Below are 19290 nucleotides of genomic sequence, written 5' to 3' on the forward strand. Positions count from 1 at the left end.
TTTAAAGATTAACTTTAGTGGTTTTTTATTCGCACATATTAATATTATAAACAAAAAATCATAACAAACAAAAAGGAGAATAAAAAAATATAGTCATATTTATCTTTGAATGTTTATAGTTTTAAAGCACTCAGCAAACATTTTTGCTCCTTTTAGTTTATACTTAACTACCATAAGTATATCCATATTTAACTCCAAAACCTAAATTTTTAGGAGACACATCATTTAAAATCAAACTCACGTTCTTAAGTTTTCCATTACGAGTTGCTTCAAGGGCAAAATCCATTAATTTTCCTTCTGTAAAACCTGCCCTAGTAACATAAAAGGTTAAATCTGCATGCTTATTAATTAAAAACGTATCAGCCACCTGCAACGAAGGCGCAGTATCTACTATAACATAGTCAAAATCCCCTTCTAATTCTGAGAACATAACATCTAATCGACTGGATTGAAGTAATTCTGCTGGGTTTGGAGGGATTGTCCCTGATGGTAAAATCATCAAGTTTTGATTTAATTTACTACTTTGAAGTAATTCTCTAAGATTTAATTCATAATTAGCTAAATAATCACTAACACCCAGTTTTTTATCAAGCCCTTCTTGATAACGTTGTAACTGCGGATTACGTAAATCTGCACCAATGAGAACTATTTTTTTTCCTGTTAATGCTAAAGTGATTGCTAAATTGGTTGCCACAAATGTTTTTCCCTCTCCTTTAATTGTAGAAGTCACAAAAATTGATATACCTCCAGACTTTTTATGAGAACCAATCAAAAATTGCAAATTTGCTGATAAAATTCGAAAAGCTTCAGCCAATACCGACCTATCATTTGCCTTTATTAAAACTGAATCCTTTTTTCTAATACTTGGTAATTCTCCTAAAATCGTAATATGTTTACTAAATTTCATTAAGTCTTCCTTACTTTTTATTTTATCACTAAGAAGTTCTTTTCCTCTAATAACTATAAATGGCAAAAAGATTCCCAAAATAAAAGCTAGACCCAATACAATTTTTGGACTTGGACTAATACTACCTCCAAAACTAGAGGCGCTATCCACTATTTTAGCCTTTGGACCAGTAACCGAGAGCTCAAGCGTATTTTCTTCACGCTTTTGTAATAAAAATAAATATAATGATTCCTTGATAGATTGTTGCCTTTCTATTCCTCTTACTTGACGTTCTTGTCCTGGCATTCTAGCTATCTGAGACCCTATAAGCCCTGTTCTCTTACGCAAGTTTTCTTGCTGAATTCTTAAGCTTTGACGCTTATTAAGTAAACTTTGGTTTATATTATTACGTAGCTGATTAATTTGATTATTCAATCTTATCACAAAAGGGTTTTTTTCTGTAGAACCCGCCAAAAGTTTATTTCGTTCTAAAATTAAATCATTATAATTATTAACAAATTCATTAGTCTCCGATTCAAAACCTAAATTTGCAGGTAATAAATCTTCACTATCGGAATCCAAATAACCTAACATAGAACTAGTTACATCCAACTCAGTTTGTACAAGTTGTTGTTGACGTTTGTATTCGTTCACATTCTGAATTAACACATTAGATTCAGCTCCAAGATTTGCTAACTTATTTGCTTCTTTAAAGGATTCCTTTCCTGATTCTACCGAATCTAATTCTGTATTTATAATATTTAAACGCTCATCAATAAAATCTGCTGTATTTTCAGCAATCAAATTTTTATCTACAATGGCTTCTTTGTTGTACTCGTATATTAATTGATTTAAGATATCTTCACCTTTTTTTGGTACACGGTCAATTAATTTCAATTGAATTAAAGTAGCATTATCATCTATCAAATCAACTTTTAATTTTTTATTATAAAAATTTGCAACACTTTTTATAGGCAAAAACTTAACGATAACTGATGCCCAGCTACTAATTTGAGATTCCTGTAATTCATTATGAGTTATTACAAAGTCAATAAAATCTAATTCCACATGGCTATTAAAACTCGTCTTCATAACGGTTTCAGATTCTTGGTTTAGTAATTGCAATCTGCCATCTCCTAGGTTTTGTACCTTAAATGCATTATTTCCAAGTTCAATAGCATGTTCTAATTTTTTTTCATCTAAACGAAAAACCTCTACTTTAATGGGGCTTTTTGTATATAAGGGTTGTGAAACTAAGTCACTATCATCAAGATATTGAACATTTAAATCTAAAGCCTTTACAGTATTAAACATTAACCTTTTTGAGGTTAATAAACCTAATTCATTAGCCATACTATTAGCACTTAATCCACTAAACATATCTACATCAAAACCCATTTTAGCTCTTGAACCTCCATTGTTTTTTTCATTATTTACAATAATACTAGCAACACTTGTATATTGTCTGGGTGCATATTTAATATAACAGACAGCTAAGGCCAGAAACATAAGCGTTGTGATAACAAACCAAGGCCAAAAACGTTTATATTTATTTACAAATTGATGCAGATCTAATTGAATACTTTCTTCAGCAACAGGTAGGTATTTGTATTTCTCTTTTGCCATTCTTTTTTAATGTTTTAAAAAAATTGTTTCTAGTTTTGTTTAAGAGTATTGTATTGTTAAAACCAATAAAAATCTAAATTTCGTTAAGATTTCAATATATTTTTGTTTAAACTATATCTTTTACTCGAATAAAAATTTATCCTTTTTTAATTTGGAAATTCAATTTATGCTTTCAATCTAAAACTTTTCTTTAACTAATTCTAGAGTACCAAATAAAGAAAAATTTAAGAATAAATTAAAATAATTAGGTTCTTACTTTTGCCTTAATAAGGTAACCACTAAAAACCGCCCCATAATATATATAACGTTTCCACATGCGTTTAGGCTCCTTTAATAATCTACCTAACCATTCCAATCCTAGATTTTGCCATAATTGACTTGGTCTTGTTACTGTGCCTGCATAAAAATCAAAAACAGCACCTATAGCACAAATTGGACCATTTACATCTAGTGATTCTTTATGTTCTAAACTCCATTTTTCTTGTTTTGGTGCTGTCATACCAACAAACAAAACATCGGGCTGAAAAGTATTAACTTCTGTTATAATTCTAGTATTTTCTTCTTGAGTAAATTCTTTTTTAAATGGAGGTGAATAGCTCCCCACTTTTATATTTGGATATTCTTTTGCAATTCGTTGCTTTATTTTTTCTAAGGTAGTTTCAGATGCTCCCATATAAAAACAAGACCCATGTTGCTTATTTAATCGGTGTAGTAGAAAAGCATGTACATCTGCACCCGCTATTTTTTTTAGTTTCTTTGACATTAACCATTTGGCAGCAATAACAATACCTACTCCGTCTGGCAAAAGTACATCCGAAGATTGTAAAGCTTTTTTAAATCGGGCATCTTTTTCTGCTAAACAATAGGAATATTGATTGATTGTATTAACAATCATTTTTTTGCCTTCTGGAAGACTATCTAAAGTTTCTGAAAACACCTTATAACCTAAACAAGATATGGTTGAAAATATATTCATAAAAGACAATTTGAGGATTAATTTATTTACAAAAGTATACTGTAAAAACTAGTTTTAATTTATTTATAAGGATATTCCGTTTACCCCCTTGTATGAACTGTGAGCTTTTAAAAATTCTTTCTCTAAAGCAATATGTTTCTCGGTATCATCGTCATTATCGAAACGCGACGCAATTCTTCTTGCAGGGTTACCACCATAAATGCTATAATTCTCTGTAGTTTTAGTTACAACTGCTCCTGCTGCTATTATACACCCCTTTTTAATTGTAACACCACTCATAACTATAGCTCCATAACCAACCCAAACATCATCTTCAATAACTGTTATACTAGTTAAGCCTTTCCAATCATAATCATTATCTCTAATCCTTGAAGCCATGCGAATAGGCACTCCAAGTTGTTGATAATTATGATCATATTTACCAACTATAGCAACATTATCTCCAAAAATCACATTATCACCAATTATACAATCTGTTTCAATTTGAGAATCTCTACCTATATAAAAGTTCTTCCCAATAGTCAGTGTGCTTTTTGCCCATAACTTAACTCGCATTCCTGTATAAAAATTAGGCCCAATGGTATAGTTTTTCCATTTTACCTTTTTTAGGTAAAAAAAGCGTAATTTTCGGATAGCATCTTTAATCATAGCTACTTACAATTTCAATAAGGTTTCTATTTTAGAACGAATTCTAGCCATTATGCCCATTTTAGACTGAAATTTCTTTTGGTATGCCTTAGTAATTTCAACTGGTTTTGGGTATTTAAAAACATTTGAGTGTTCTTTATCTAAATAAGGTATATAACGCTTTTCAGAACCGTTTGTATGTGTAGCATGCTCATCAAAACCATTATTATAAATTTTAGAACCCAATGGATAAAGTGTTAAACCATTAATTTTAAATTGATGATAAAACCAACGAATAGCCCATGAATCTAAACTACCAGACATTTGCTTATCCAGCATGGCATTTAAATCTGATCCACCTTTAGCGAATTCTTTTCGAGCTTCTTTACTATTACAAAATGATTCGTAAGACTGGACTTCCCAATCTACCTTTTCCCATCGATCTTGCCAAGTAGCCCATCCCCAAGACCAACCTCTATTCAAAAAATACATAGCATTAGGATCGCTGTTTTTTAAACGTAAATCAAATGAATAGCCAGATATTGAAAAAACCTGCTCTTCATTTTTATAAGCGTTTAAAGCCCCATTCATATATGTAAGAAAATTGGGAGTCGTTAATAAATCATCTTCTAAAACAATAACTCGATCAAAATTTTTCATAACTTGACTTACCCCTCCAATAATAGAATTTGCTAACCCCTTATTAGTTGCAGATTCATTGATTTGAATTGTTTTAAAACCATCTACCGTTTTTAAAAACAATCTGATTTTATTTATAATTTGTTTATCTTCTTCGTTTTTTGCACCATCAGAAAAAATAAACAAATCTGATGCTGAAGCCAATTCGTTATTCTTCAAAGCTTCAATGGTATTTTTTAAAGCCTTCAATCTTTTATATGTAAACAGTAATATGGGTGCAGGAGTATTCATATTGAAAAAAGTTAAATATATTTCATCTAATTTTACTATCTAGTTCTAACAAATAAAGGATTTATCTATTATATTTTTCAAATCCGAATTTGACCAGTATGCTTTTACACTTATATTTTAATTTTGTTTTAATTGTTTCAGGATTAATAGGTTCAAGCAATACTTCTGGCCAGAGTTTTTTCATTGTATCTCTATACAATGTATAATTTGGTTTTGAACGGTATTTTGTATTTATATGAAGCATAATATCCAAAAGTTCTCTGTTATTAAAAGGCGTAAAAGTGTCATGAACAATATCCCATTCTAACTGGCTTTGGGATTGCCAACTCCCTGTGCTTACTTCCCAATGAAATAAATCTAAAATGTTATATCCCTTATTATTTGATGGCTTTTTAACTTCATCAAACCAAACTGAAATTTGCTCGTCTATAAATGGAATTTCTTTCCATTTAGGATTAATATTCATAATATCCTGACTAGAGCTAATATTAGGATGTACTCCATTTTTATAAAAAAAACAACGTCCAGTTTCAGAACAACTTCCTTTTACTGACATGGTATCTTCAGGAAAATTTTGAGAAATACCATAAGCTATATGCCCCCAATCTTCTAAATGTGCCATATCTGAATTACCTAAATAAACATCTTTAAATGCATCAGTTATTGGGATTCTACAGTCCATAACCTTATGAGGAAATCCCAATTTATTCGATAGTGAAATCGGAATTCTAAGATCATTAGAATTTGGACATAAAGACCTATACCGCAACGTATAGAACAACATGTTTTCCCTAGCATCTTTGGTAGCACTTAAAAGTATCCTACTATCAAAACCACCTGTGAGACCTAGCCCTAGATTGTATTTTTTACTACCTGCATCTAGTGTAAGTTTTAAAAGTGTTGCAAATTTTTCTTTATAGTCTTCATAAGGACCTATTTCTAATTGTTTAACAGGCCAATATCTTGTTTGTTTTAAGGTTGCGCTTTTTAAATAATGGTTAGCAACCAAATGATAGACTCCTGGATATAGTGAGGTACCACTAGGGAACCAATTTTCTTTGCTACCTTTCACATAATCTGAATTAAAATAGCTATTGTAACGTTCTCCCTTAACAATTAAATTTTGAGTGACTAACTTTAAAAGTAATGGCTGTGAAGCAGCATAAAAGTTGTTTTCATATTGTGCATAAAAAAATGATTTTAAACCGCATGCATCGTTAAAAAATGTAAAGTTATTATGCTCTTCGATAATTAAAACAAATCTACCAACCAATCCATATAAAACCTTAGCGATACCTTCTTCACTTTTTTGACTTAACAAGTTTGTTAGAATTTCAATATTCGTTAATTCTGAATCCCTTGGATCAAGTATGTGTCCTAACAATACTCCTTTCTTGCCATTTTTAGTAAATGAAGTCTGTATACAATCTGGATGTACATACAAATGGTGTTCCCCTATTTTTTCATAACACCAATAATCCAACTCTGGACATGATTTAGGTGTCAATAAAAATTGTCTCCTAAATTTTAAATCTTTTAAACTCATGATTTTACTTTCACATACTAAAAATGTATGCCTTTATTTAGTTACTAATTGGTTTGCTGTTATAACTATCATTAAATTAATGAGGGACATAGTTAATTTTAAAAAAATAAGTTGTTAACAGTAAAAGTTTTCTGAAATATATTTTATTTTATTTTCTAAGGTCTGTTTTAGTGCATACCTGTATGCGTTTTCTGATAATCTCTTTAATTCTTTTCTATCTTTTTGTAAGTTTTTAATAAAACCTGCTAATTCTTTTATAGTTTTTTCTGGACTATCAACACTTGCGGTAAATCCTCTGTCTTCATTAATCATTAACCCTTGACCATGAAGATTTAGTGTAATTACTGGTAACCCAAATACCATTGCCTCAATTAATTGAACACCACCAGAATCTCGTAATGAGGTAAACAAAAATGCATCATGGGTAGAATAATAAGATCTTACTTCTTCAAATGAAACCCTACCTATCCAGTTTACTTGACTTTCTAAATTATATTCTTTCCGCTTACTTAAAAAAGCATCTTTCATATCACCATCTCCAACTACAGTTAACGTAATATCAGGACAATTTATTAATTCTCTCATAACGTCTAAAACTAATAGTATTCCTTTTCTGGGTAAAAAACGACCAACCCATAATAATTTTAATTCTTCCCTATTTCCTTCGAATGTCAACTTAGCATCTTTAAAATATTCTATAGGCAAAGCTGAATCTAATATGGGCACTACACTATTTGCTCTCATTTGTTTTGCCATTTTTAATGTATCTTCATTAGCTGCAAAAATCACCTTAGCTTTTTTAACCATTGATTTACATGCTGGATTTATTTTTTTAAGAATTTCACTTATTTTTTCACGTTTTATTTCTGTTTTCCAATGTTCTTCAAAATAATCCTTAAATGCTTCTGGTGCTTTTTGTCCTCCACCTGCTGGACCAAAAATAAATGGTATTGGTAATTTATACAGGAATGAACCTTGTTGTAAACTCCCCCAAGTGACATGATGCGCTAAATCAAAATTTTTAATTCTATGCATTTTTTTAACGTGCTTGTAAGCTAACCATTGCCAAATTAAATAATGCATATACATACCTAATTGTGTCCAGTAATACATTTTATCTAAGCCAAAAGGTAAATCAATATAGGCTATTTCTAAATTCGAATTATTTTGACTCGCTGCTTCTATAGGAGCTTTCCCTTTACTTGTAGTAACACAATACACTTTATGCCCATATAAAGATAATTGGTTTGCCCAATTAAAACCATTACCAGGTTCTGATCCTTTTGATGGATCACAGGAATAAGCAGATAAAACAACTTTCTTATACAACACTAATTTTGTTTAAATTAAAGGCAATTTTATTAAATTTTAGCTATTTTTTCTGTCAACTTCTTTTTAAACCGATTTACTACAGCCATGCCTACCGTATGTATCGTTTTAAACCAACCATCAATACTTACAGAAAACATAAATGGATGATATTCTTTTTTAGAAAGTTTTACCAATTGCTCTTTATCTAGTTTCAAAACGTGACCTAAATTGTGCCGTAAAAAAGGAAAACCGTGATTTGCTGTTTTAAAAGGTATCCTTAAAATATCTTTCTTTTTCTGAAAACTATCGTATTGCTTTTTATCAAATAAAGATTTACTTGATTGAAAATAGAAATAATCTGTCTCTGGCACTATAAAATCATCTATTTTAAAAAAGTTTGCTCGCTCAGTATCTCTATATTTAAATAATAATGGGTCTGTATTTGCATTGGAATCTTGCACAATTAAATCTAGATTTAATTGTGCATTAAAAGCATAAACCCGTTCTGCTTTTAACAAACTACCATAAAGCATTGCTGCGAAACCGCCTGCTGAACTACCAATAGCAAAAATTCTATACCCAGCAGTTAGTTCTTTAAGTAATTTTATCAGTTCATTCGGGGTATTGTATGTTGCGTTTATACCTTCGACATACCACTGTTTTTGTATGTCACGTATAAAAACATGCTTATGAGCAATTCTTAAAAAATTACGCTGCCATTCAAATTTATCTTTTACTGAAATACTATTTTGAAAAGCTTTAGGGGTATTTGGGTAATATAATTCGTTACTACTAAAATAAATAATACAAAGATCTTTTTGAACGTTATTATCTTCATATAGCTTTACTTTATAATTATTAGCATTTGAATAAAAGTCTAATACATCTGGACTATTTATTTGAAAAATAAAGTCTTCTACTGTTTCCATAAGCTAGGTATCAAAAGTCTTAAATGAATGCTTAGCATGTGTTTTAACGCTAAGCCTAAACCAAAGTGCCTATTTATATATATAAAATAGTACTTTGGATGGCTATTTCCTAAAGGAGAGTAAAGTGCTTTAACACGTTCTTTAAAAGGGACATGGCTGTAACACCATTTAGGTAAATAGTCGTTACTTTCACAGGTACCTAAGTATCGCTTTGTTGTTATTAGCTTAAACCCTTTTGCCATGGCACGCTGTCCATAATCAAAATCGCCAATAGCATGAGGAAAAACAGGATCTAAATTCCCTACAGAATCAAACACCTTTTTTGGTACTAATAAGCAGTTCCCATTAATACTGTGGCATTCCTGTAAGTTACCATCTGGAATTACTGGTGTACCATTTTTTGTTTGACCTCCATAGGTAAACTCTCCTGTTTTATCACTACAAAAAGCAGCACAAACAACTACTTGATTATTTTCTACTAATGCACATTTTATCATGTCCTCTGGTGCATTAGGATATAAAAACGTATCATCATTTAAGAGCATGTAATAATCGTATTGATTAGACTTTGTTGCCGTATCCCATGCCAAATGCATTCCTCGATTCCAATACAAACTCCCTGTACCTTGAATTACATTTACTTGTGGAAATTTCTTCCTAATTGAATCTCCAGTACCATCTGTAGAGCCATCATCCACTAAGAACACGTCTAAACTAGCATTCTCAGGTATAGATACAAATAAATTTTCCAAACATGCTAAAGTTTTATTTACCCTATTAAAACAGGTAAGTAGCACTGCAATTTTATACATAATTTAAGATTGTTTAATAACACGTACTTTTTTTAAAGTGGCTTTCCTATATCGGATGTCAAAAACACCACGAATCCAATATTTAAATTCATCATCAGTCATACTTCTAAATGATACAGAATAGCACATACCAATTATAAACCACAAGAAAATATAAGAAAGATCAAAACGACTAAAGTCCTCCACCCATGCATAAGTCCATCTAAAACATATATATACCGCCAATATTTTCATATACCAGCTTTTAGATTTATATAACGCCAAATAGGAAGCCCTTAAGAATACTAAAAAATATAAGATTAAGCCAATCAGCCCTGTCCAAGTAAATACATTTAACACAGACACTTCATTCACATACCGCTCATATTTTCCTGTACCTGTTTGAGACTCAATAAGAGCTCCAAAAAGCAAAGAGTCATTACCACGAGCAGGAGTTCTTCCAAACCATACATAATCATTCACCAAAGCAGAAGCAATCACCTCAACATATAAACCAGTACGAGTATCTGCAGTTAAATCTTCTTGTTCTCCTGTTTTAGTAGCTGTAGTATAATCGCCTTCCACATAATCACTAATTTTAAACACATTAAATTGACCAGTTAAACCTAAAACAAATAAAACAACAGGAAGACCTACCAGAAGAATACGAGCAACCCCTAAAATGTTTTTATTTACAAATGGACGAAAATAGTAAAGTATTCCAAGAATCAAAGGAACTATAAATTTAATAACATTACTTCGAGCGGCGAAACTTGCTGTTATTCCTATAAATGTAAAGCATAACATTATTATTTTCCATTTCTTACTTAAAAGAGGTAAAAAAAGTAGAACAAAACTAACAGGAATTAAATATACACCATATGCAATTCTGTCAATTATTAAAGCAAAAACAAAAAACAAAGGTAAAATATAGGTCATATAATTGTTAAAAACTATTTGCAACAAATTACGACTACTACTTATATATATTGTTAAGGGTAATAAAAGAGTAAAACCCATTGTTACCAAGTTTTTAACTTCCCAATAATTTTCTGCTACAAAAGCTCCCCTAATAATACTTACAATATTCCAAAGCAAATAGAGTTTTAAAATCAAAATATTTTTATCGTTTTCTTGATCATAATATTTAGTCTTAGCTTTGAGAAATAAAATTATTGTAAAACCATTTACTATCCAAAACAAAAATGTATTCCCTAATGGTATCGTACTCCAAGGGCTTACAGTTTCTAAAGTGATTAAAAAAATAAAGAGTAAGCTAATTTTCTTTATCATATATTTTTTTAAAATGAAAACATTATAGAATTATTAATGATAATCTAAATTTTTTATTTTTTTTGCAGGATTACCTGCCCATATTTCGTTAGCAGGTATATCTTTGGCCACTAAAGAACCTGCACCAATAATAGAATTATCTCCAATTGTTACTCCTTTAAGAATTATGGTATACGCACCTATGAATACATTATTTCCGATATTTACAGTAGCAACTTTTTTACTTTTTAAATCCTCGTCTATTGACATTCTCTTAGCCTTATCTAGGCTATGAAAATCAGTGTCGTAAATACAAACACCACCACCAATTTTAACATAATTACCAATATTAATTTCAGAATGACAAACCAATGCCGTCTGACTTATACTTGTATTATCTCCAATAGTTAATTTTGAGTCTTTATTTACAAAGAACATACAAGGCTGCACACATCCGATAGGATTTGAACCTATAGTATTGTTCATTCTAAAACCCTTTCCTATCGAGAAATCTCCTCCTCTAGCCACCATTACTTTTGGCATCCCCTTAGTACTAAAACCCTTATGATTTACTTTATTCAAATAAAATAGTAAACTACAAAAGTGACCATTAAAAAAATATTTAATCGTAAAAAATATTTTTCTAAATACCTTGTATATTAAACTTAAAATATGTTGCATTTTTTTTAATTAATTGCTCCCTGTAATTGCTATCAATTTTGTACTCATTTTTTTAACTTCATCTGGTCTTTTCGTCCACCATTGTGTTTTTAAAAGGGCTTCTCTTTGTTCTTCAGTAAATCGGTATTTAATTAGTTTAGCAGGAATACCAGCAAAAATTGCAAAAGGAGGAACATCTTTAGTAACTACTGCACCAGCAGCAATTATTGCACCATGCCCTACAGTTACCCCATCCATTATAATTGCTTCTGCACCAATCCATACATCACTACCAATGACAATCATTTCATACTCCTTATAATCAATACCTTGCCCTAATATAGGTTCCTTAAAGAAAGTATTTGGCTTATAAAACATTCTAGCTGTAGAAAATAAATGTGTAGGATGACTCCCTAAGCCAATTCTTACACCATGTGCAATAGAACAGTAATTACCTATTTCTGTATTTTGAATGATGCAATCATAATTTGTATAAGAACAAAAACCAATTTTAGTGTGATTTAAAGTCGTATTATCATATATACTGGTATAATCACCTATACTAACATCGTTGGTAAGCTTACAGCCCTTTGAAATTTTAGATTTTGGAAATCGCCTATTATTTTGTATATCTCGCGCTTTGTTATTAGCTACTTCTATAAGCCCTCCTAGTAAACCTAGTGGAAACCAAACCATGCGCGCTAACTTTTCTTTTAATGTCATATATTACTTATTTACCAATAACATGCACCTTCTACGGCATCAGCATTTTTTGGCTTATCTTTTTCGTTTGGCCGCACCCAATACTCATTCATTAATTTTACATAGCTACCTTTATCGATACCCCACTCTTTAACTCCGTAATTTGGATCTTCCCAACGATTACCTCTAATTCCAAAAAGGAGTTGTAAACTACCTCCTAAATGCACTGCTTTTTTCCCACTTCGCTTAACGTGAGCAGCCAAAGGAAATCCGTAAGCTCCAGCTCCAATTAAACATATATCATAGTCTATCTTGTCAATTTCATTTTTCATGAAATCTAGAGCTTCAAACCAGTCTTTAAAACGTGTATCAGAATCACCAATACTTTGAATAGCTTTTATAGTACTTAACTCAAACTCTGGTAATATTTCTTTCTCAAACAAAAAATTTCTCTTGCTATATTGTTCTTTAATAGTTTCGTCAAATGGATGTAACACCAATACCTTTTTACCTTCTAAAGCTTTTGTCCAGGGTGTTTTAGCCCAAAACGGTTCTAATAATCTTAAATGCACTTTATCTCCTGTTAATCTATCATCAATAAAATTTTCTGATTGCATCCAAGAGCCTAATATATCCAATTGAGGTATATCGTTAAGCATTAATTGGCAGAATTGCTCAATTTTTTCAATTGTAGGTGGAAAAAAGCCTGCATTGGTATTCATATATTTAATCAAGGATTCTGACCACCACCAATCTGGTTCATTTCCTCTAATATAATTTAATACTTTTTTATTATCACTATTAACACCTAAATAATTAACAACTATACTCAATTCAAAAGCTCCAAAACGAGCAATCATACATGGTTTTCTAGATATTAAAGCATCAATAATTAACTGAGACGCTTTATTAGGATCTTGTTCACAAACAAGTTTTAGTTGTTCCTTACCCCAAATTTTTTGTTGAACTGCTCGAAGCGATTTGAGGAGATATCTTTTAACTTTAATCATCTTTTTTATAACGTAATTATTCCCTCAAAACTTTTATTAAACTGTCTTTAAGCCAATTTAGTGACCTAACTCTTTCAAATTCAATTTTATCTTCAATCTTAGAATAATCAATAAATAGCTGATCGTCAGAAAACTCTAGAATTTCTTCAGCATTTACAGCTTGTCTATTAAGTAAATCAAATTTACTTAACACGGTCTCCATTCTCGAATTTCTGTTAGGATGTTTAATAGATAAAAAACTTTTTCTAAAATGAATTGCAAAAGCTAAACCATGAAACGAACTTGCACAAATAAAATTAGCATATTTAAAAAGGTTAATAAATTCTTTTGGTCCAGCCTCTTGGAAAAAATTATCTACTTTAAAAGGGAAGGAGATACCTCCAGAAATTGCCACAACAGGCAGGTTTAATCTTTTTTTGAGGTTTTTAATGAGTTTCCCAGAAAGTTCAGAATTATCAAACCCATAATAAAGTATATAATCTTGTTTAATTATTCTTTCTGAAGATAATTCACTCCATTCATCACCATTTAGTAAAAAAGTTGGATCTAATACCTGAGTAGCATCTATACTTGTTGCCTCTTTTACAATATCAACTCCGTCATCTTCTCTTACAGAAATAGCATTAAAACTAGACAATAATAACTTTAAATCTTTGTAATATTTTTCGTTTACTTGAGAAGTACCAAAGCTAGAAGCATAAGATATTTTTTTCTTTTCACTACCAATAAAATCTAAAAAATAATAAGGAGGATCAGGAACTCCTCGCTCAAGGTTCCATACCTGATCACTACCTACTAAGTGAATATCATAATTAGGTGGGTTAGTATAGATTTCATCTAAACTTAAATATCTTTTTGATAATTTCATTTCAGAATGAAAGTCTCTAAATCTCTTATATTTTAATTGTATTTTGGGGTTTATTCTACAGTAAATATAAATAAGCAATGACTTAGGTTTTAAAGAAAAAAATTTATTTTCATTCTTTTTTTCATAGTCAGAGGTATATAGATTTATAAACTCATTATCATATCCCAATTTACTCAGAGCTTTTTGTGTTCCATAAGCCTGAAACATAGCCCCGTAATTATAAGCTGCATGAATTGTATAAATTCCTATCTTCATTTTACAAATTTTATTTATTAAATATTTTAAGTTATAAGTGAATCTTGTTTTAGATGAAAAGCTTTATTATGCCTAATAATTCATTTAGTAAAAACATCAATCTTATTTTCTGATTTTTAACAATAGACCTTTCCATAATGCTAAAACCAATGTTTTTTCTGTAGATTCCAATCCAATTACAACCACTGATAGAATAAAAGATACTGAACTGATGACAAGAACAGATATTAACCTCAAAAAACCTTCTGAAAATATCAATAATGGTAAAAAAGATAAGGTAGCTGTAAAAAGAAAAACCCCAGCCCCTCTAAGGACTACTCTATTGATATAACTTTTAATTGACATACCACAAACCCGGTGAGCAAAATAAATTCTAGAAAAAGACAATGCAATTACCATAAAAATTAAATTAATATAAATCGTTTCTGGTCTAGCTCCATTTTTAAACATGATATAGCTCACAGGAAGCAATAATATCCAAATTATAGACTCTATAAGTTGGCTTTCCTTTATTTTACCTGTTGCTCCAATGGCAGTTGGAAAAGTAACTGTCAATTGTGTTAGTGTAGATCGAAAGAGGTTGAGCCTACAAAATATTATAGCAAATTCAGGAACGTCTTTAAGCCATAAACTTAAAATATAAGGCATTTCAATTATTGCAGGTATTGAGAAAAAAGCTAATAATAAGAAGGATAACTTATTACCAGTCATAGATGCTTTAAGCATTTTTTCTCTATTATTCTCGCCTTCGCTTTTAACGATTAGAGGATTCAAAGCTTTAAGCATTGTATTAGAAAAAGCCATGATTTGTCCAGTAATTTGGAGGGCTATTCCTTGAGCAGCATTTACAATAACTCCGAAAAAGGAGTTAATCAAAATTGTCATCCCTTGCATAGTAAGCATACTAGCCGAACTACTTAACAATGACCAACCAGCAAAAGAAGTCATTTCTTTAAATGTTGTTTTATTATAATATTTTTTTACACCAATAGTAACTTCTTCATAATTTTTATGGCAGTAAATAACTCGAATAAAAAATAAAGATACAGTTAGAATAGCCATTAAAAGTCCATATATATATAATCTATCTATAGACAAAAACCCAATTAAAATAGCAATACCTAATTTTAATACAACTTCTATAATCCTTAAAATAGCGACTAACAGCATATTTTCGTGGGCATTAATTACAGCGTCATATGGAACAGATATCAGAGTAAAAAAAGTGCTAAAAATCAAAAATTGATAAATTGTCTTCGCAACTTCTATTCTATCTGGAGAAATTTTTAATATACCATCAAATAAAAAACCACTAACCAATTCTAATAAAACTACTAAAATTGTAGCGATACAAAAATGCAATAAAGTACTTACATTAAAAATTGTTTTTTGTTTCTTAAAATCACCTTGACCTTGGGCGAATGACATAAAGCGTTGAGAAGCAGTTGTCATTGCCGAATTTAGAAAAGTTAACATTGCAATTGCACCACCGACTACATTAAATACACCAAAATCCTCTGCACCTAATGCTGCTAAAATTAAACGGGTGGCATATAATGACATAGTGACCGTAATGGCCATTTGCACATATAAAATCCCTGTGTTTTTTGCTACTCTTTTTGCTTGTTGCATGATTTTATATAAATCTAAAACTTAATTTTTTTTAATAACACTCAGATTTAACATCAAGTAAATATTCTTTTTGTATTTACTACAATGACAACTTATTACCATACAATAAAAAACCTAAAACATTACTTTGTGATAAAATTTTATAAATAAACATACATACAGTTGCTACTAACACTGTTAATAAACCTGTAATTATAAATAATATAATTTGGTTTAAATCTTCTTTAATAAAAGGAGCTGCAAAAATAGATACTACATAAGAATGGGTAACATAAATAACTAAGGAATGTACCCCCCATAAACGAATGTATTTATCTATATATGTATTAAAAGTAAGTCGCCTAATTAAATTGTAAAAAACAAATATACCCGAAATGGCACAAACCACCTTGATACATGTATTTTTTATAGATGACAATCCATATTCATAATGCCCGACTAATATAAAAAAGGATATTAGCGCTATTGAGAATATTATTTTATTCATTAAGAATTTATTTAGAAAATCGTATTTGGCAAAAAATACTCCTAAAAAATAAAACACAAAGAACAACATAAAATTCCTCATAAAACTAACTACTCCAAGCTGCCAAACACATAAAAGTCCTGTTGCTATTATTGATAAAAAAAACAAATCCAATAAAATCTTTTTTTGTTGATTGAATTGGTATGATAAAAATAACCAAAAAGAGTAAAGCATTTTAACAAAAAACAGATACCATAAAAACCATAAGCCTCCACCATTGATTAATTGTTTTAATTTTTCAATGAAATTAAATGTAAAAGTCTCTGAAAAAAAGAAAGGATCAACTAACAAAGGCCAAGCAAAAAATGGCAACAAAATGGTTCTGCTTTTATTAAGTACAAATAACCCATAATTATCAAAAATTTTTGGTTTTATCACTTTACTTGCTATGTATCCGCACAAAAACATAAATAATGGCATTCTAAAAGTAGAACCATATATTAAAACTTCAGAATGTTCTCCATTGATGACATTCCCTGTAATAACATGCCCCATAACTACTAATAGTATATTAATACCTCGTAACCTATCTATATATGCTATTCGCTTTTTTTTTGTATTCAAATTTTATTAACGTAATATAAAATTGTTATAATGAAGACTAGTTCTTAATATTATTATTTATATATGTTGAATTTACCACCAAAGAATAAAAATACCAAACCAATATACTTAGACTTAACATTTCCCCTCCCTCTTCAACTATGGTTAATAAAGTGTCAACACCTTCACTTCTGTGAAAAAACACATGTAACACATCAATACCTAAACCAAAAAACAGGAAGAAACTTAAAAACTTATAAATATTAATCAACGACTTTTTAGAAACCTCTGAAGCCCATCTATAATTCCATTTATACAGCAACAGAAAAAACACTAGTACGATTATTGAATAGATTAAATATCCTCTAACCTTACTTGCCTCAAGAATATTACCAAAACTACTCATACTGATAAAATACTGACGTGTAAGTTGATGTAATTGAAACATATCATCAACTAAAAAAAATGTAAAAAGAAAAAACAAGGGGATATATATATAATTCTTTTTAAAATAAACAAGGTAAGCTACAAATCCGAGAATACTTATATATTTTAAATATTGAAAGATTTCTGGATAACCAAAATCCTTAGCATCTAATAAAAAGGGACTTGACTTTAACTCCCATAATGTAACTGTAAAAATGTGCCCTATAATAAAAAGCAAATCTATTATAATTAACAAACCAAGAACTACATATGTACACTTCTCTTTTTTCTTTATTACCAAAAACAAATATTACAGATTTGCTTACACTTATTGATTTGATTCATCATTCATAATATTAGCTATTTCGACTTAGTATGCTTTTTCTTCTCCTTTGAATATATTATAAACTGTTAAATATATGATTTCCATATCCAGACTAAGAGACCATTTTTCCATATAGAAAATGTCATACCGTACTCTATTCACAATATCAGACTTAGCAACTATTTCCCCACGGTAGCCTTTTACTTGTGCTAAACCTGTTATTCCTGGTTTTAAAAAATGTCTAACTAAATATTTATCTACAGACGTTTCATACTGTTCTGTATGTAATTGCATGTGTGGGCGGGGTCCAACTACACTCATATCTCCCATTAACACATTAAAAAATTGTGGCAACTCATCAATACTAGTCTTTCGCAATATATTCCCCAAACGTGTAACCCTCATATCATTCTTAGTCGCCATTTTAGTATCAGACTCTTCAGTTTGAGTCATTGACCTAAACTTATAGCATAAAAAAGTCTTTTTATTAATACCATGCCGTTTTTGTTTGAAAAATAATGCCCCTTTAGAATCAAACTTTTGCAATATATATACAAGTGGAATAAGCCACGACAGAACAAACAGAACAACCAAGCTAGAGAATACAATATCGAATATCCGTTTTACTAAGTTTGCATATTCCAGCTCTAGCTGGGAAGCTCTTAAATTTAAAACAGGTACACTACCGTAAAGTTCAATAGACATGGCCCGAGAAAAAAACTCTTTATTATCCGGAATAATCTTTATACGCTTAAAACTATTATCAGCTATATGCATAAGACTCTTAATTTCTTCTTTTGACAACCTGGAGGCAATACAATACACCTCACTAATATCGTTTTCAAAAATATACTTATAACATGCTTCAATTGGCCCCAAGTAGGTTGGGCTTTTAGAATGTTTATTATCAAAAAAACCAACATATTGATAATTATGATCTGGATTATCAAAAATGCTCCGCACTTTCTTTAAATTTTTATCCCAACCAACCACTACGACTTTGGATTTGTTAAACGCTTTTGCACGATATTGCTCTCTAGCCCATTTAAAAAACATACGAAATGCTATAACCTGAAGGCAAAAAAATGCATAAACAGCAATAAGATGAAACGGAGAGTAAACATTTGGCCCCAAGAAAATAAAAGAAGCGAAGAATGCTAAACCATATAATGCAAATAATTGAGAAAAACTTATAGTCTTAGATATAAATGTAATACTTCTAGATTTTGCATAAAATTTAATAGCATGGGTTATAATCAACCAAGCTAAATTATAATAAAACACCCCTATAACTCCAACTTTATAGGTTACTGGCGTTAAATAAAACAGTGTTAAATTTAACACCGCTATATGAACTATTAACGAGAGCGGGAGGCCAAAATAAGACTTTTGCATTTTACAATTAAAATTTTATTAGTAAAAAAAAATGCATTATTTATATATGCAATG

General features: G+C 30.2%; 17 protein-coding genes. All 17 read right to left on the bottom strand.

Features of this window, described 5'->3' with window-relative positions; all coding sequences use genetic code 11:
• Positions 1–163: 163 nt before the first annotated feature.
• The 17 genes from ACH5TX_RS12160 to ACH5TX_RS12240 all read right to left on the bottom strand — a co-directional run bounded on the left by ACH5TX_RS12160 (position 164) and on the right by ACH5TX_RS12240 (position 19236).
• A complete protein-coding gene (locus tag ACH5TX_RS12160; RefSeq protein WP_439339772.1) occupies positions 164–2512 on the bottom strand; it encodes a GumC family protein in 2349 nt (782 codons plus the stop codon).
• A 244-nt stretch (positions 2513–2756) separates the two neighbouring features.
• Positions 2757–3488, bottom strand: a complete 732-nt coding sequence (locus tag ACH5TX_RS12165) for a WecB/TagA/CpsF family glycosyltransferase (protein ID WP_439339773.1) — start codon at positions 3486–3488, stop codon at positions 2757–2759.
• A 63-nt stretch (positions 3489–3551) separates the two neighbouring features.
• Entirely contained in the window at positions 3552–4136 is a 585-nt protein-coding gene (locus tag ACH5TX_RS12170; RefSeq protein WP_439339774.1) for an acyltransferase, read from the bottom strand.
• A gap of 6 nt (positions 4137–4142) precedes the next feature.
• Positions 4143–5045, bottom strand: a complete 903-nt coding sequence (locus ACH5TX_RS12175) for a glycosyltransferase family protein (protein ID WP_439339775.1) — start codon at positions 5043–5045, stop codon at positions 4143–4145.
• 61 nt (positions 5046–5106) lie between these two features.
• The gene (locus ACH5TX_RS12180; RefSeq protein WP_439339776.1) at positions 5107–6591 is read right to left on the bottom strand and encodes a hypothetical protein; all 1485 of its coding nucleotides are present in this window, start codon (positions 6589–6591) and stop codon (positions 5107–5109) included.
• Positions 6592–6705: 114 nt separating this feature from the next.
• Positions 6706–7920 carry a glycosyltransferase family 4 protein gene (locus ACH5TX_RS12185; RefSeq protein ID WP_439339777.1) on the bottom strand — a complete coding sequence of 405 codons (1215 nt, stop codon included), beginning with the start codon at positions 7918–7920 and terminating at the stop codon, positions 6706–6708.
• A 32-nt stretch (positions 7921–7952) separates the two neighbouring features.
• Entirely contained in the window at positions 7953–8831 is an 879-nt protein-coding gene (locus ACH5TX_RS12190; protein WP_439339778.1) for a hypothetical protein, read from the bottom strand.
• The gene (locus tag ACH5TX_RS12195) at positions 8819–9643 is read right to left on the bottom strand and encodes a glycosyltransferase family 2 protein (RefSeq protein WP_439339779.1); all 825 of its coding nucleotides are present in this window, start codon (positions 9641–9643) and stop codon (positions 8819–8821) included. The genes ACH5TX_RS12190 and ACH5TX_RS12195 overlap by 13 nt, the downstream gene beginning before the upstream one ends.
• Positions 9644–9646: 3 nt before the next feature.
• A complete protein-coding gene (locus ACH5TX_RS12200) occupies positions 9647–10915 on the bottom strand; it encodes an O-antigen ligase family protein (RefSeq protein WP_439339780.1) in 1269 nt (422 codons plus the stop codon).
• A gap of 33 nt (positions 10916–10948) precedes the next feature.
• Positions 10949–11437, bottom strand: coding sequence for an acyltransferase (locus tag ACH5TX_RS12205; protein ID WP_439339781.1), 489 nt, complete (start codon positions 11435–11437; stop codon positions 10949–10951).
• 147 nt (positions 11438–11584) lie between these two features.
• Positions 11585–12277, bottom strand: coding sequence for a CatB-related O-acetyltransferase (locus tag ACH5TX_RS12210; protein WP_439339782.1), 693 nt, complete (start codon positions 12275–12277; stop codon positions 11585–11587).
• A gap of 11 nt (positions 12278–12288) precedes the next feature.
• The gene (locus ACH5TX_RS12215; protein WP_439339783.1) at positions 12289–13266 is read right to left on the bottom strand and encodes a hypothetical protein; all 978 of its coding nucleotides are present in this window, start codon (positions 13264–13266) and stop codon (positions 12289–12291) included.
• A gap of 16 nt (positions 13267–13282) precedes the next feature.
• A complete protein-coding gene (locus ACH5TX_RS12220) occupies positions 13283–14389 on the bottom strand; it encodes a polysaccharide pyruvyl transferase family protein (RefSeq protein ID WP_439339784.1) in 1107 nt (368 codons plus the stop codon).
• 102 nt (positions 14390–14491) lie between these two features.
• A complete protein-coding gene (locus ACH5TX_RS12225) occupies positions 14492–16021 on the bottom strand; it encodes an MATE family efflux transporter (protein WP_439339785.1) in 1530 nt (509 codons plus the stop codon).
• 79 nt (positions 16022–16100) lie between these two features.
• The gene (locus tag ACH5TX_RS12230; protein ID WP_439339786.1) at positions 16101–17111 is read right to left on the bottom strand and encodes an acyltransferase family protein; all 1011 of its coding nucleotides are present in this window, start codon (positions 17109–17111) and stop codon (positions 16101–16103) included.
• A 37-nt stretch (positions 17112–17148) separates the two neighbouring features.
• Positions 17149–17754, bottom strand: a complete 606-nt coding sequence (locus ACH5TX_RS12235; RefSeq protein WP_439339787.1) for a DUF8692 domain-containing protein — start codon at positions 17752–17754, stop codon at positions 17149–17151.
• A 132-nt stretch (positions 17755–17886) separates the two neighbouring features.
• Entirely contained in the window at positions 17887–19236 is a 1350-nt protein-coding gene (locus ACH5TX_RS12240) for an undecaprenyl-phosphate glucose phosphotransferase (protein WP_439339788.1), read from the bottom strand.
• Positions 19237–19290 lie beyond the last annotated feature (54 nt).

Origin of the sequence: Thalassobellus citreus (assembly GCF_044385915.1) — a bacterium.
Classification (GTDB): domain Bacteria; phylum Bacteroidota; class Bacteroidia; order Flavobacteriales; family Flavobacteriaceae; genus Thalassobellus; species Thalassobellus citreus.